Here is a 13,970-nt window from a genome sequence, read left to right as displayed (position 1 = left end):
CTTCAATGCAAGCAAGGGTAAGAATCCAGCTGACTCGTAAATCTTCGAGAAAAGTGAAATTGCGCCACCGATGTATGCGTTGAATCGGCATGGTACGCTGCTAAGTATGGTTTCTTACTACTCGAAAGGGATAACGTGATGACTCGGAACGGTGGCTTAGCAGCAATCCAATACGCAGGGATAGCAGGTGTCTCCGCGAGTTGTCTTGAGGCCGTTATGCGATTCATCCAATTTGATGAGCGAATCGAAGAGGCTAGAATTTTAACCGCAAACAATGTCCACTGCATACTTCTTACATTGTGTGGTGATGAGCTTGTAGCGATCAAGTCCGGGTTTCGTTCCGGGTATAGTGGCGAAGGACCTCGGGCATTTGCGAAAGTACTCCACATGCTTCAGGCGTATGGGGTAGACATAGAAGAATCCAGTGTGTCAAAAGCTCTGCTGGATCGCATAGATGATTCAGCGCTTACTAAAAGGGATATAGTACTTATACAATCGTGTGAGGTAGTGCGTCCAATGCGTTGGTTTGACTATATCTATGATGCTGGATATGGCGATGCAAAGAGTGAAGACGCGTGGGCGCTCTATAGGCCGGTCATGCCCTGGGCGATTGTTGATTCTCGGATTGTTGATTTGGCAACCGAATTCTTCAACGACCCCGATCGCAGCATTCTGAATGCGTTCCGTCGTCTGGAGGACATCATAAGACTGCGCCTAAATACGGATGCCAGTAGCACTCGGTTATTTGCTATGGCCTTCCAGGGGGAGGAGTCACATCTGACGTGGCCCGGTCTTGACTCGGGGGAACAGAAGGGGCGCGGCCAGCTATTCGCTGCTGTCTACATGGCGTATCGTAATCCTCGGGCACATAAAGAGGTGGACTCCGACAGGTCTGCGGAGCTGGCAGAGTTTCTTCTTCTTAATCAGCTCTATTTGCTGGAGAGAGCAGCTGTGACGCGACTTCCTCTAAAGACTGACTCCGAGTCGAGCTAGTTGACCGGTACATATTTCGTTACAAGGGTATTCGTTCCTTCACATTGAAGGTACGCTGCGGTTAGACGTCTGAAACGCGTGTACTATGCAAAATTTTTCGATAGCAATCGATAGACTGATTGGTGATCAAAGGTGAGACGGAATGAGTCGGTATTGTGGGGATGATGATTCCAAGTCAATTCTGGATGCGGCCGAGCATTGGCGCAGCTCATGCCTACTTGGCGGCGGCTCGGTGCTCACTAGTCACCAGCTTTGGACCTCGCCGCTACTAGACCAGATTGATTACTACTTCGTGCAGCGGCCGGATCTGGGGAAAGGGACTTTCTTTGAAAAGCTAGAGCAACAACTTGCGCCGGCAGAGAGCGCGGCAAAGTTGCTAGTGGCAGAGATGATGTGGCTCATGTATCTCTGCCCCAGTAGCCTCACCGCTGCGCACAAGCGCAAGACCGTCCAGGCTATTTGGGCTTGGACGGGAGAGGCAGTTCCTTCGAACTCGCGATGGCTAGACGACGACGTGCTGGCTGGTGTCGGTAGCGCTGGCCCCGGCTTCAACCAGAATCAATGGCGGGAGCTCGCGTTCCTTGTCAACTTCATGCGCAAGTTCCGCGCGCTTGATGCCACTGAGCAGCAGCAATTGGTGGCGGACGGCTGGAAGTTTGATGAATGGCTCAAGCAAGTGCCTGATTGGGAGGTGAGGCAGTTTCGCCACATGCTGCTCTTCCTACTGTTCCCCGACGATTTCGAGCGCATCTTCGGTCAGAACGATCGCAAGACCATCGTTCGTCATTACTCAAAGCACGATCGCCGCGAAGTGAATCGAATGGACGCGCTTCAATTGGATCGTGAGCTTCAGTCCATTCGCAAGCAGCTCGAGGCGGAGCGAGGCACCACGCAGCTTGACTACTACGTGCCGCCTCTCAAGGGCGAATGGAAGAGCGAGACGTTTGCCGCAGCAACGGAGGGTGTGGCTGCCGAACATATCCGTCAGGCACTTGAAGAGATCCAACGTGACGGCGTTCCAAAAGATGCAGAATCAACTGGCTACGACCTTGTTGACGGCGGTCACCGTTATCCACCCAAGCTTGTATTGTCGCTCGCGGTAAAGCACGCCACTGGCGAGCCGCTGGATCGCGCTAATTTCTCAGGAGGGGAGGAGTCACCAGCATTCCGTCTCTTGCGCAGGCTTGGGTTCGAGATTCAACCGAAGATCGAATCTCCGAGCGGCGTTGCTGAGCTGCTCGATCGCTTTCTCGAGCAAGCCGACGCAGGCAAGGATCTCAGTGCACAAGGCTATCTACGCGAATATCAAGGCCTCAAAGTTCGAGTGAGCTTTGGGAAGGGCAATTTCGCCAGAATCCCCTGGATTGCATTTCTTGGTGATGGCCAGTCGGTTTCGGAGGGGGTCTATCCAGTGCTCCTCCTCTTCCGTGACAAGCGGCAACTTCTTCTCTGCTATGGCGTCAGTGAGGAAGGGCCAGCCCGACTGAGTTGGGGAGATCTCGGGGGCGCGCAAACGGTAAATGCATGGTTCAGAAGCCACTATGGACACGCGCCAGACCGATACGGCGCGTCCTTTGTTCGCGCAGCTTACGATGTCACTCAGCCCTTGCCAATCGCTGAGCTGACACAGCATCTCGATGACGTAATCGATGTCTATCAACGCGTTCTGTCCGCGGAAGATGCTGCTGACTTACCGACGGAACCCGCCCAGGACGCGGACTCAACTGACGTACAGTTGCCAATGCGAGCTGACCTGCGTGAATCGGTGCAGTCATTCGGGGATGCCCTGCGGGCTTCTGGTGTGCAATTTGGCGAGCAACATGACTCACTGATTTCCGCGTTCATTTCCAGCCTTGTCACGAAGCCATTGGTCATCTTAACTGGCCTATCTGGCTCCGGCAAAACGCAAATTGCCATGCGCTTCGGGGAATGGCTGGGCAAGGATCGGCTACACGTTGCCGCTGTCCGTCCGGACTGGACTGGTGCGGAAGCGTTGTTCGGCTATGAGGACGCACTCAAACGGGAGGTCGACGGACGAGCAGCTTGGTCGGTTCCCGCTCCACTTGAGTTCATGCTGAAGGCGGCGGCAGACTCTCAACACCCCCATGTGTTGCTGTTGGACGAGATGAACCTCGCGCACGTCGAGCGCTACTTCGCCGACGTGTTATCAGGGATGGAGTCTGGCAAGGACTGTCTGCCGAACTTGCATAAGGGCGCCGACGGTTGCTGGCGAGTACGGAATACAGGGAGGATGAGGATTCCTTTCCCTCGCAATCTCTGGATTGTCGGTACTGTCAATATCGACGAGACTACCTACATGTTCTCGCCGAAGGTGCTGGACCGGGCGAATACCTTCGAGTTTCGCGTCCACACAAGTGACCTCGCGCTTGAAATGCGCAAACCTGTCCCCTGCGCTCCCGGCGACCCCGAGTTAGTCCGAGGTCTCTTGAGCATTGCGCAAGACGATAACTGGCATCTCGATCGTCAGGGCGAATCCCTTGATGAGCTCACAAGCCACCTCCGCAAGCTGCACGAGCTGCTGAGTCGTTATGGTTTGGAGTTTGGTCATCGGGTGTTCTACGAGGCTGTTCGCTTCGCATCGTTGGCAGAAGGGGCCGGCATCTCTGGCTTGCATTCGTTGCTGGACCGCATCGTGATGCAGAAGATCTTGCCCCGCCTACACGGGTCACGCCGCAGGCTGGAGCTACCGTTGCTCGCGCTTGGCCAGTATTGCCGGGACTTGCCTGAAGTCATCGTAACTGATGACAAGCTGCACGCGGCCGGTGTTGAGGCGTTTCCCGCGCAGGGTGCAGCGTTGCCGACCGCGTATGCAAAGACGATGCGTATGCTTCGCGGCCTGCGCGCCAATCAGTTTGCCAGTTTCACAGAGTAGCCGTGCACGCCGTCACAGAAGCTCATGCTGTTCTGCGCAACTCGTCGGGGGAGATCACTGCAATATTGCACATCGCGGTGTTGCCACGCAGAGGAGGAGCGTCCTTCTCATCGCTCTGGGCGGCCAGTGAGTTACCAGACCCGGGCGTGAAAGCTGGCGCCATAGAAGTGCTCGAGGGGATGGAGTACCGGTACACGTGGAAGCCACTTGCCCCAACAACAGAGGTTGTTCTCGCCGATCCAGAAGAGATCTTTCAACCTGACACAACGGAAGGGCTGACCGGTCGGCTGCGTCCTGGGCTAGCAACAGGCACAGTGCGTGTCGTGTTGCGCGACGAGTCAGAAGTACTTGGTGAGCTGGAGCTCGAAGTACGTTCGCGTAAGCTCAGCTATTTGTCCGAGTATCGATGGATGCTTCGCGACATTGCAGAGCGCATGACTGAGCTGGTGATGGATCGCTTCGCCGTCAGCGACACCCGTTTCGAGCAGGATGAGATGCGCGACGCAGTCACGCTATATCAACGCTTTACCTTCCTGCGAGCGCTATTCGAAAGCGAAAACTTCCAAAGCGCCATCCGTGAAATTCTCCGCCGTCCGCATACAGCATGGGAGTCTGTTGGTGACACGGTTCGCCCGGGAATGGGCATTCACGCAGATTCGCATGTCCTCCGGCAGCTCGCTAAAGCGGGTGCGCGGTCAGCATGGCCCGATGGACCTATCTACTCGGTGCCTGCTCTCCTCGAACGAAAGCGGACGGAGGCAACGCATGACACCACGCCCAACCGCTTTGTGAAGTTTGCGCTAGAGCATTGGTCCCAACTTCTTGGTGACATTGACAGAGGACTCGCGGCGGGAAAGCCCACACCAGCCGCTATTCGCGGCCGGCGCGAGATTGCTGCAGTGATGATCCAGTTGGAAGAGGTTCTTCACCATGACCTGTTTGCCGAAGTCGGTAGGATCGTACGCTTCCCTGCGGATGACCAAGTGCTCCAGAAGCGCGAGGGCTATCGGGACATCTTTAAGGCATACGTCGAGCTGGAATTTGCCGCACGTTTGTCGTGGCGCGACTCATCCGATGATCATGCCGCGGGGCAGCGTGACGTCGCCACCTTGTATGAGTACTGGGCATTCATTCAGCTTGCGCAGGTTGTTGCGGACCTAGTCGGCCAGACCTTCGACATGGGGCCGCTTGTTCAGTCTCGACCGGATGGGCTGACTGTCGGGATTCAATCGGGTGTGGAGACTGTCCTCAAGGGGGAGGTGGAGCGCTTTGGCCGGCGTATGGCCATTGAGCTGTGCTTCAACAGAACATACCGTCTCGGCTCTGGGCGTGTTGCTTCATGGACCCGGCCCATGAGGCCGGACTATTCCCTTCTGATCAGTCCCGCAAATGGGGAAAAGGCAGTCTTCGAGCCGATCGTGCTCCACTTCGATGCCAAGTACCGAGTTGATTTTGTCAAAGAGATATTCGGTCAAGGCGATGAGGATGGGAGCGATGCCATTGAGCAGGACACGCCGATCGGATTGGAGCGCGGTGGTGTGCTACGAGCAGACCTGCTGAAAATGCACGCTTATCGGGATGCAATCCGCAGGACGGCGGGGGCTTATGTTCTTTATCCCGGCGGGGATGAGGAGCTACACAATCAGCAGTTCCTCGAATATCACGAGTTGCTACCCGGTCTCGGTGCCTTCGTACTTCGCCCAACAGACATTGGCAACGCAAGCGGCGCGCCGGCATTAAAGCGGTTTATCGGGGACGTGCTGGATCACGTTGCTACTCGTTTGACGATGCATGAGAGAGGACGACACTGGCTCGAAGAGATGCATGGAGCGTCGTATCCGAGTAGTTTGGCAGATCGCCTTCTGCTGCCACTTCCCGAAACAAGTGTGCTGCTCGGTTTTGTGAAAAGTGCAGAGCATTGGGCGTGGATTCAAGAACACAAGGTCTACAACGTGCGAGCAGAAGGAAGGCCTGGAGGCGTTCGAGCCGACGCTGCCTTACTTTACGCCCAGCTTCTGCTGCTCTATTGCCCGGCGACCGAACAAGTTGCATTGACTCGGATTGTGTCGGATGCGGAAGAAATATTGTCAGAAGGTATGAGCGCAATGGATTACCCGAAACCCCACGGTGCGTATTGGTGTGTTCAGCTCCATTGGCTTGACCAGCCTCAGTGGCTGATTGGCATCTCCCCTAGCAAACTTGACGAATATGTTCAACGGGAGGGGCTCTTGCGTGGTGAACCCCTTGGTACGTCGTGGGAGGTAGTGCATCGGGTCGGTCGCAATTTATAACTAGGGACGCATCATGGTCAATTTGCCGCCTTTCGCGTTGCTAGAGTTTTTCTGGTAACCCCTGGGTGGGTAGCTCAACTCGGCGCGGATAGCCCACATTGCAACATAAGCCTAGCCTCCAATGTGTCGGGACTTCGTTCATAGCCCCTCACAGGCGACGGCAGAAGGTACGTTCTACTGCCGAAACGCAAACATAGGAGACTGAGTGTGCCTTCATCGACCGCGATCAAGATGGAAGACAACAACATGCCGCCCGAGGTCACGGCCCAGAAGGAAGCCCCCACTCTTGAGGCGCTCATGGTTGAACTCAGGGCAGTGGTGTCGGCAGGGCAGGATGGCAAGAGCAGCGGGTCAACGCCACGCTACCAGAACAGGCTTCTATGTACTTGCTTGGCGGCAATGTTATGCGCATGGGTCACCGCAGTCGCAGCCGAGCGAGGTGCACCCGTGTGGGTTTCCTATTTGTCTCTTGGGGCACTTGTGTTCGGCGCTCTTGCGGCAGTCGGCTCTGGGGTATCCAGTGCGAAGGGTTTCTTGCAAGAATGGAAAACGGTTGAAGTCGACATGCTGGAAGGGGTGAGCAAACGGATGAGTGTCTGGTATGGGACGATTTCTACGATTCGCAAGACATACACCCCTGATCAGATTCACTTTGCACAGGATTATGTGACGGCCGTTAGTTCGCAACTGCGTTCACGGCTGGCGTGTTTCGTCGGAGCGCTTGATAAAGTCGGAGTGATTCCCGTTGTGGCATCTGCATCAGTGGCGCTAATCAAGTTCCACCAGGATGGGGTCCCTTCCTTCATCTGGCTGACAGCGACATCCATTGCCGTGTTCTTTTACGTGCTGGCGCTGCGCTTCCTTGATGTTGCCTTTACGCTTGAGCGCTTGGCGGTAATACTGAAGCACGCCGCAATTCAGCCGGAGATGGCTAAGACGTCAACATGATGTCCTTGCCGTCCTGATACAGCCCTCATCTCTGCCATCGCCTCTCACGGTTTCATCGGCTAGTCATCGGCCGGCGGGGCGGAAGGCGTTCAGTAAGTGCTGGCTCAGCGCGGGTGCACTGGCATTGACGTTGTGGCCCGTGGCTCGCCTGGTGGTGGATGCTGCAGGCTCACAGCAGGCAACTCCATATGACTGTCGAATCGCCAGGCCGCGCGCGACGCAGCGGACGAATACCTCGCAAGGCGCACACACCCATCCGCCAGCAAAACGCTCAAAACGGCTTGGTCGGCAAATACTTGCCATCCAGCGTGATCACCGCACGGTGGCCACCTTCGGGATCTTCCACCTTCTTGATATCAAGCCTGAAGTTGATCGCGCTGATGATGCCGTCGCCGAACTGCTCGTGCACCAGCGCCTTGAGCGTGGAGCCGTAGATCTGCACGATCTCGTAGAAGCGGTAGATGGTCGGGTCGGTCGGCACGCCGCCGGGGATGCTGCCGCGCAGGGGGATGGTCTGCAGCTGGCGCACCGCGTCGTCGTCCAGGTCTAGCCTGGCGGCCACGATTTTGGCGGCGTCGGCGGGCAGCGGGTGCTGGCCCAGCAGCGCGGCGGTGACGAAGGCCACGCTCAGGCCGGTGCCTTCGTTGATCTGCTCGAACGTCAGGCCCTTGCGGATCTTGGCGTCGATGATGCGGTCGCTCAGGGCCTGGCGCGGGGCCTGGCTGTATTGGGATTGGGTCATGGCTGTTCCTTGGGACGGACTGGAGTGGAAAACGGTGCGGGGCATTCAGGTGGTGGCGTTCTGCGCGCGCCTGACCGGGGGTGTCGCGGCCACGTCGGGATGCGCCGCGAGGGAGACGAACTGGCCGGTGTTGCCGTCCAGCGCGTCGATCGTGCCGGTCTCGATGTCGTAGACCCAGCCGTGCAGCGTCATGCGGCCTTGTTCGAGCGCGAGCGCCACGGTGGGGTGGGTCTTGAGGTTGGCCAGCTGGGCGATGACGTTCTCGCGCACCATCGAGTCCACGCGGGCGCGCGTGGACGCGTGCTCGCGCGCTTCGTTGACCGCCTTGGCGGCGTCCGCGTGATGCAGCCAGCCTTTCACGGCTGGCATGTGGTCGAGGCACTGGCACGTGGCCACGGCGGTCATGGCGCCGCAGTCGGAATGGCCGCAGATCACGATGTCGGTGACGTTGAGCCCGGCCACGGCGTATTCCACGCTGGCCGACACGCCGCCGGGCTGCACGCCGTAGGCGGGCACGATGTTGCCGGCATTGCGGATGACGAACAGCTCGCCCGGCTCGCGCTGCGTGAGCAGCTCGGGCACGACCCGGCTGTCGGAGCAGGCGATGAACAGCGTGGCGGGGCTCTGGCCGTTGGCCAGCCGCTTGAACAGGTCCGAGCGCTGCGGGAAGGCGTCACGCTGGAACTTCAGTACGCCGTCGACGATGTCTTGCATGGTCCTGCTCCATCGGTGTGTGTCGTGATTCGATGGCGCAAGGATGGCGGGAATCGGTCGATAGGTCCAAGACCGGTTTGTTATCCGGTCCATAGGCCATGCCAATAGTTTGCCGGCCGCTCTCAGGCTGCTCTCATTCTCGGCTCACTCTGGATTCGTACGCTTCCTTGCAGGCGAGGGGGCGCGAGGAACCTGCCACACGGCGGTCCGCGTTTCCCGGTTCATGCTGATCCGAGGAGTGAAACATCATGTGGAAAGATGCTCAGGGCGAACAGTCTTTCGCCGGTACCGGTGGCGGTGGCGGCCCGGCGAGCCGCTGCGCGCGCGCGGCCGTACCCGCCGTGGAACAGGACACGCGCGCCAATCTGCGCCATTCGTGGCTGCGCGGCGAGTTCCGCAAGATCGAGCAGAACGTGCGCGACCTTCGCAGCAAGCCGCCCGCGCACGTGCTGGACTACGTGCTGGCCGGCGCGTATCCGGCCATCGAGGCGCGCTCGCCGGCCGAGGTCTACTGGGAGCACATCCTGCTGCGCTACCTGGGCGACGTGGTGCTGGACATCGAGAGAAACTACTCGCCGGACCTGAAGCTCTCGCTGGTGGGAACCGGCGCCGACGTGCTCGTCGCCGAGGGCCGCGGCGGCGGCCCGCTGCGCGGCATCGCGGGCATCGAGGCTTCGGCGCGCGTGCTGAACCGGCTGCTGCCGACCACGGGCTACACCATCGTCGACACGATCGTGCGCGGCAACGACCGCAGCGGCTGGGTCACCGAGCAGTGGGGTTATTTCGATCCGGCCACGCGCACCCAGGTGCGCGACGGGATCGACACGTTCCAGATCGCGCATGGGCGGATCCGGACCAAGATGATCCACTACACGGTCGAGACGGGGAACACCTATGCCGAATTCTGGAGAGACACGGCATCGTGCGCCTATCCGGCGGGGTCGCCGCGCGAGCGGGCGGTGGCGTCGCGGATGTGATGCGGATGTGACGCGGCTCGCGATGGCCTCGCTTGATATGTGATGCGTGGACCGTATGTCGCCATTGGCCGCGAGCGGGACGGAGGCCGATGGCGCGTCCCGCGCGCCGCGGTGTCGTCCGATGCGCTTGCCGCGCGCGCCGGCGCCGCGCATCCGCCGCGGGTAAAACCCGCCCGCCGCGCCCGATTGCGGCGACAATGCCCACATGCGCCCCCGGCACGGCCATGCCCGGCCCCGCGCCGGATTCTCCGCCCCGCCCGCGCGCGAAACCACCGCGGCGTGCAACGTCTTGCTTTCTTGGAACCTATGGTCGAATCCATCCTGCTTTCCGCGGTCCGCGTTTCGTCCTTCGACGGCCAGCAAGGCATCGCCAATGCCAGCGGATTTTTCTTCGAGCGCGACAACCACCTGTTCGTGGTGACAAGCCGCCACGTGGTTTTCGACGAGCCTTCCGGCCATCACCCGGACCGCATCGAGATCGAGCTGCACCGCGAGGCCGGCAACATGGCCAATTCGATCGGCTTCTCGATTCCGCTGTATCGCGACGGCGTGGCGGTCTGGCGCATCGGCGAGGATGGCGGCGGCCCGGTGGACGTGGCGGTGGTGGAGCTGGAGCGCGGCGCGCTGCCGGCGGGCCTGGTGTACCGCGCGTTCACGCCGGACCACCTGGTGCAGACCTCGGATCACGTGGAGGTGGGCGATTCGCTGCTGATCGTCGGTTTTCCGCTCGGTTTCCACGATGCCCTGCATCATCTGCCGGTGGCGCGGCAGGCGGTGGTGGCGTCGGCGTTCGGCCTGCGCTTCCAGGGGCAGGGCTTTTTCCTGACCGACGCGCGCACGCACCGCGGCACCAGCGGCGCGCCGGTGGTGATGCGCATGCGCGGCACGCGCGGCAAGCGGCATGACCTGCCGTGGCTGCTGCTGGGCGTGCATTCGGCGCGCTTCGACGTGGGCACGCGCGACCTCGCCGAGGACGAGGCGCTGGGCCTGAACTCGGCCTGGTACGCGGACATGCTGCTGACGCTGACCGCGCCGGCGCGCGCCGCCGGCGGCAAAATAAGATCGTCGCTGCCGCGCGCTTCGGAGTAGAGTGGGGTACTTGGGCCGGAACGTGGGCAATCCCGGCGCTTTGCGTCGCCAGCCCGTCCGGCATCCCGCTCGCGGCCAGGTGCCGTGTTGCCGCCTTGCGTGCCGCGCAGGCCCCGCTGCCTGGCGGGGCGCCGTGCGAGGGGGCTTATGTTGGACCTGGTGGCTTTCATCAAGCCTGTGCTCGACGAGATCACGGGCCAGGACGTGCGTACCTGGACGGTGCGGCGGCATGTGGTCAACGCCAACTGGCAGATTCCCGATACCAGCAGCCGCAACTGGTCGGCCAGGAAGGTGGAGATCGAAATCGCGCACGAGGCCGCGGAGCAATTGCGCCACGCGGACCAGTGCGCCTTATATCAACTGCAGCGCGGCCTGGACGCGTTCCTGCGCGCACGGCTGGGCTCGCACAGCCGGATGAGCGGGGCCGACGGGGTGATCGTCATCGTGATCGATCGCCTGGTTCCGTTCTGACCCTGGCGCCGGGATGGCGCGGCCGACGGCAACGCTGCCGCATGGAGCAAACGACGTGAACAATACGCCTAGCGCGAGCTACAAGGGCTTCGATCTTTATCCGCTGGTCTACAAGGTCCAGCCCGCCCAGTCGTGGCCGCGCGCCAAGCCGGACCGCAGCTTCACCGCGTCGGTGGTGATCTGCCGCGAGGGCTACCGGCCCGGCGGCGAGCGCACCAAGGTGTTCCGCCTGGAAACCGAGGAGTGGGAGAACATCGGCACCGCGCGCCGTGGCGCGGTCAAGTTCGGCGAGGACATCATCAACGGCCTGATCGCAGGCGAATCGGTGACGACGCTGTAGCGCGTCCTGGTCGGGATGGGAAAGTGAGGGCGGCGCCATCGTGCGCCGCTTTTGCCGTGCGCCGGTCCGCGTGGCGCGATGCGCGCGGATGGCCGGGGCAGGGCGGGGAATGCCGCCATGCCCGGGGACGGTGCCCGGGCGTGCGGGGGCCGACTGTTAGACGCTGAAGGCGGGGTTGCCGTAGCGGTCCAGCAACTGCTCCAGCAGCTCGAGCCGGTCGGTGCGCGGCGTGCGGTCCTCGATGGCGCGCGAGGGGCCGCCGTAGGTGGCCGTGACGTGGCGGCGCACCGTGAGCACGTCGTTGGCCGGCGCGGCGCGCGTGACCACGGGGCCGGGCACGTGCTGGTAGCTGCCGGCGACCCATCCGTCCGGGGTCAGGTGCATTTCTTCCCATTCTTCGCTGACTGACATGCTTTGCTCCTTCAGTGGATGCGTTGATGATGCCGGGGAGGCGCACCGGCCGCGGATGCCGGCGCCGCGGCGCGCGCGCGGGTCCCGCGCGCTGGCTTCAGAACTTGTGGCGGTAGTTGATGCGGCCCTTGGTGAGGTCGTATGGCGACATCTCCAGCGTGACGCGGTCGCCCGCCAGGATGCGGATGCGGTTCTTCTTGAGCCGCCCGGACGAGTACGCCCAGACTTCGAAGCCGTTTTCCAGGATCACGCGAAAGCGGCTGTCCGGGAGCACTTCCGAGACTTTGCCGCCGAATTCCACCAGTTCTTCTTTTGCCAAGGATGATGCCTCTCTAGGTTGGGTGGCGTGCGGGCGCGGCGCCATGCGCCGGCCGCGCGCGCCGTGGCGCTTACTGCAGGCGCATGCCCGCGGCGGCGCGTTCGGCGGCAAAGCGGGCGGCCTGCTTGGCCTGGGCTTCGGTGCCGTGGGTGGCGTGGCGCATGGTGACGTTGGCGACGACGCGCTCGGCGCCGCTGCGGTATTCGCTGATCATGTACGTGGCGAACCACACGCCGGGTTGCTGCTCGATGGGGTACACCGACACGGTGTACGGAGACGGATTGTGCTGCAAGGTATGTCCTGATCTGGGCGGACGGTCCGGGGCGCGCCGGATGCACTCACTGTGCGCGACGTGTTCTTTCGGTGATCGCTCGCCGCATGGGTTGTTCTGCGGATTTGCCGGGCGCCGCCGATAGCCGCGCGGGTGCGCGGAAAAAGGGGCCGGCGGAGGTGGACCGTGCCTGCGCAGCCGGCACACGCGGATAGCCCTGCGTGGCGCTGCGGAGCGGCCTTGTGTGCCGCGGGTCGGATGGGTGAGGGGCGCGTATCGCCCTGGTTTTGCCGGGTGCCTTGCCCGGCTGGTGGGCCACCGCGGCGGTAAGTTCGCCTGCTATCGCGGTGACGTGTCCGTCAGGCGCCAGGGCCTGTCGGCGAGCTTGCATCGACGCACGCTGGCGCATCGGCAAGATGGCGGATGATAACACCGATGGCGTTTCCCTGCCGGCGCGCGCGCTTGCCGTGGCCGCGCCGCGGGCCGGTGCGGCGCCGCCGGGACGGCGGCCCGGCACTGCTACTTGTGCGCGACCGAGGTGGACATGCCGTCGATGACGGCGCGCGCATGGGTCACTGCCAGCGCGATGGCGTCGTGCGGCGTGCGCCCGCTTTGCTGCTCCAGCGGCGGCACCAGCCGCAGCGAGCCGCTGTCGCGGCTGACCTGCGTGATGGTGACGGTGGCGAGGAAGCCGGCGGGCACCGGCGTGGCGCCGTGGCTGCCGCCGGGGGCGCGGCGCACGATGGCGGACACCTTGAACCCCTTGTAGATCGCATTGTTCTGAGACATGATGATCTCCTTTCTCCGCCGAGCATACGCTGCTTGCACGGATAAGTACGATTTAGTTTCGGGCGCGCCGCCCGGCGCGCGCCACCGTTCCGCCGACGCTCCCGACCGCCTCGTTCCAGCCCGAACCGCCCCGCCCGAGTGCGAGCCCGCCGGCCTGCGCCCGCGGCGCGCCGTGGCCAGCCGGACGCGCGCGCATGCCGCAGTCATTTCACGGAGGGTTTCTTGCTTCACGGCTCCAGCATCGATCCCGCGCTCATCCAGGCCTACCTGGAGACGCGCTATCACGTGCGCGGCGATGCGCCGCTCACGCTGGCGATCGGCGAGGCCAGCCCCGCGCTGGCCGCGCTGCACGCGGCGGCGGGCGTGGACTGCAGCGCGTTCGTGACGGCGTGGAACCCGCACAGCCGGCCCGAGCCGGAGCCGGCCGCCAACGCGGCGCGCCAGCAGGCGCTGGCGCGCGAGCTGGCGCAACGGGGCCTGCATGCGATCGAGGGCATCGGCCAGCATCCGTCGGGCAGCTGGCCGGGCGAGGAGAGCCTGCTGGTGCTCGGGCTGGCGCTGGACGCGGCCCGGGCGCTCGGCGCGCGCCACGGCCAGAACGCGATCGTGTGGAGCGGCGCCGATGCGGTGCCGCAGCTGATCCTGCTGCGCTAGGCGACAGGCGACAGGCGATATAAGCGGCAGGCGCCGCGCGCGGGCCGCGCCGCCCGCCTCGGCCCGCC

General features: G+C 62.3%; 15 protein-coding genes. 9 read left to right on the top strand and 6 right to left on the bottom strand.

Going from position 1 to position 13,970, the window contains the following annotated elements; translation table 11 throughout:
• Positions 1-516: 516 nt before the first annotated feature.
• From K206_RS43780 to K206_RS43000, 4 genes are all read left to right on the top strand, one after another.
• Complete coding sequence (locus tag K206_RS43780) at positions 517-993, top strand: TIGR02391 family protein (RefSeq protein ID WP_196812900.1); 477 nt, start codon at positions 517-519, stop codon at positions 991-993.
• Between the two features lie 142 nt (positions 994-1,135).
• On the top strand, positions 1,136-3,886 hold the full coding sequence (locus K206_RS0120140) for an MrcB family domain-containing protein (RefSeq protein ID WP_029043853.1): 2,751 nt from the start codon (positions 1,136-1,138) through the stop codon (positions 3,884-3,886).
• 2 nt (positions 3,887-3,888) lie between these two features.
• Positions 3,889-6,177 carry a DUF2357 domain-containing protein gene (locus K206_RS41730; protein ID WP_081651459.1) on the top strand — a complete coding sequence of 763 codons (2,289 nt, stop codon included), beginning with the start codon at positions 3,889-3,891 and terminating at the stop codon, positions 6,175-6,177.
• Positions 6,178-6,384: 207 nt separating this feature from the next.
• Positions 6,385-7,125: a hypothetical protein gene (locus K206_RS43000; RefSeq protein WP_155888152.1), complete on the top strand. Its 741-nt coding sequence runs from the start codon at positions 6,385-6,387 to the stop codon at positions 7,123-7,125.
• Between the two features lie 271 nt (positions 7,126-7,396).
• Here the strand turns inward: K206_RS43000 and cynS are convergent, their stop codons facing one another.
• Together cynS and K206_RS0120125 are read right to left on the bottom strand one after the other, a co-directional pair.
• Entirely contained in the window at positions 7,397-7,867 is a 471-nt protein-coding gene (gene cynS / locus K206_RS0120130; protein WP_020204195.1) for a cyanase, read from the bottom strand.
• Between the two features lie 45 nt (positions 7,868-7,912).
• The gene (locus K206_RS0120125) at positions 7,913-8,581 is read right to left on the bottom strand and encodes a carbonic anhydrase (protein ID WP_020204194.1); all 669 of its coding nucleotides are present in this window, start codon (positions 8,579-8,581) and stop codon (positions 7,913-7,915) included.
• A 248-nt stretch (positions 8,582-8,829) separates the two neighbouring features.
• Here K206_RS0120125 and K206_RS0120120 point away from each other — a divergent pair, with 248 nt between their 5' ends.
• From K206_RS0120120 to K206_RS0120105, 4 genes are all read left to right on the top strand, one after another.
• Complete coding sequence (locus K206_RS0120120) at positions 8,830-9,558, top strand: hypothetical protein (protein WP_155888151.1); 729 nt, start codon at positions 8,830-8,832, stop codon at positions 9,556-9,558.
• 306 nt (positions 9,559-9,864) lie between these two features.
• Positions 9,865-10,647, top strand: a complete 783-nt coding sequence (locus K206_RS0120115) for a trypsin-like peptidase domain-containing protein (RefSeq protein WP_020204192.1) — start codon at positions 9,865-9,867, stop codon at positions 10,645-10,647.
• 147 nt (positions 10,648-10,794) lie between these two features.
• Positions 10,795-11,118 (top strand): hypothetical protein, encoded by a 324-nt coding sequence (locus K206_RS0120110; protein WP_020204191.1) that lies wholly within the window; start codon positions 10,795-10,797, stop codon positions 11,116-11,118.
• Positions 11,119-11,173: 55 nt separating this feature from the next.
• Positions 11,174-11,458 (top strand): hypothetical protein, encoded by a 285-nt coding sequence (locus K206_RS0120105; protein WP_020204190.1) that lies wholly within the window; start codon positions 11,174-11,176, stop codon positions 11,456-11,458.
• Between the two features lie 156 nt (positions 11,459-11,614).
• Here K206_RS0120105 and K206_RS0120100 read toward each other — a convergent pair whose 3' ends face one another.
• The 4 genes from K206_RS0120100 to K206_RS0120085 all read right to left on the bottom strand — a co-directional run bounded on the left by K206_RS0120100 (position 11,615) and on the right by K206_RS0120085 (position 13,248).
• Positions 11,615-11,869 carry a hypothetical protein gene (locus K206_RS0120100; protein WP_020423851.1) on the bottom strand — a complete coding sequence of 85 codons (255 nt, stop codon included), beginning with the start codon at positions 11,867-11,869 and terminating at the stop codon, positions 11,615-11,617.
• Between the two features lie 97 nt (positions 11,870-11,966).
• Positions 11,967-12,188 carry a translation initiation factor IF-1 gene (infA, locus tag K206_RS0120095; protein ID WP_020204188.1) on the bottom strand — a complete coding sequence of 74 codons (222 nt, stop codon included), beginning with the start codon at positions 12,186-12,188 and terminating at the stop codon, positions 11,967-11,969.
• Positions 12,189-12,258: 70 nt separating this feature from the next.
• Positions 12,259-12,480, bottom strand: coding sequence for a hypothetical protein (locus K206_RS0120090; protein WP_020204187.1), 222 nt, complete (start codon positions 12,478-12,480; stop codon positions 12,259-12,261).
• Positions 12,481-12,978: 498 nt separating this feature from the next.
• Positions 12,979-13,248, bottom strand: a complete 270-nt coding sequence (locus tag K206_RS0120085; protein ID WP_020204186.1) for a hypothetical protein — start codon at positions 13,246-13,248, stop codon at positions 12,979-12,981.
• A 222-nt stretch (positions 13,249-13,470) separates the two neighbouring features.
• On the opposite strand from K206_RS0120085, the gene K206_RS0120080 reads away from it, so the two are divergent.
• Positions 13,471-13,902, top strand: coding sequence for a DUF3293 domain-containing protein (locus K206_RS0120080; RefSeq protein ID WP_020204185.1), 432 nt, complete (start codon positions 13,471-13,473; stop codon positions 13,900-13,902).
• Positions 13,903-13,970: the final 68 nt, after the last annotated feature.

The organism is Cupriavidus sp. WS, assembly GCF_000395345.1.
Taxonomy (GTDB): domain Bacteria; phylum Pseudomonadota; class Gammaproteobacteria; order Burkholderiales; family Burkholderiaceae; genus Cupriavidus; species Cupriavidus basilensis_B.
This window is presented reverse-complemented; position numbering and strand designations above follow the sequence as displayed.

Bases quoted from the DNA above. Each gene is read 5' to 3' on its own strand.
- K206_RS0120115 (WP_020204192.1), top strand. From the start codon at position 9,865: ATGGTCGAATCCATCCTGCTTTCCGCGGTCCGCGTTTCGTCCTTCGAC.
- K206_RS0120140 (WP_029043853.1), top strand. From the start codon at position 1,136: ATGAGTCGGTATTGTGGGGATGATGATTCCAAGTCAATTCTGGATGCG.
- cynS (WP_020204195.1), bottom strand. From the start codon at position 7,867: ATGACCCAATCCCAATACAGCCAGGCCCCGCGCCAGGCCCTGAGCGAC.
- K206_RS0120110 (WP_020204191.1), top strand. From the start codon at position 10,795: ATGTTGGACCTGGTGGCTTTCATCAAGCCTGTGCTCGACGAGATCACG.
- K206_RS0120085 (WP_020204186.1), bottom strand. From the start codon at position 13,248: ATGTCTCAGAACAATGCGATCTACAAGGGGTTCAAGGTGTCCGCCATC.
- K206_RS0120125 (WP_020204194.1), bottom strand. From the start codon at position 8,581: ATGCAAGACATCGTCGACGGCGTACTGAAGTTCCAGCGTGACGCCTTC.
- K206_RS0120100 (WP_020423851.1), bottom strand. From the start codon at position 11,869: ATGTCAGTCAGCGAAGAATGGGAAGAAATGCACCTGACCCCGGACGGA.
- K206_RS43780 (WP_196812900.1), top strand. From the start codon at position 517: ATGCGTTGGTTTGACTATATCTATGATGCTGGATATGGCGATGCAAAG.
- K206_RS0120120 (WP_155888151.1), top strand. From the start codon at position 8,830: ATGTGGAAAGATGCTCAGGGCGAACAGTCTTTCGCCGGTACCGGTGGC.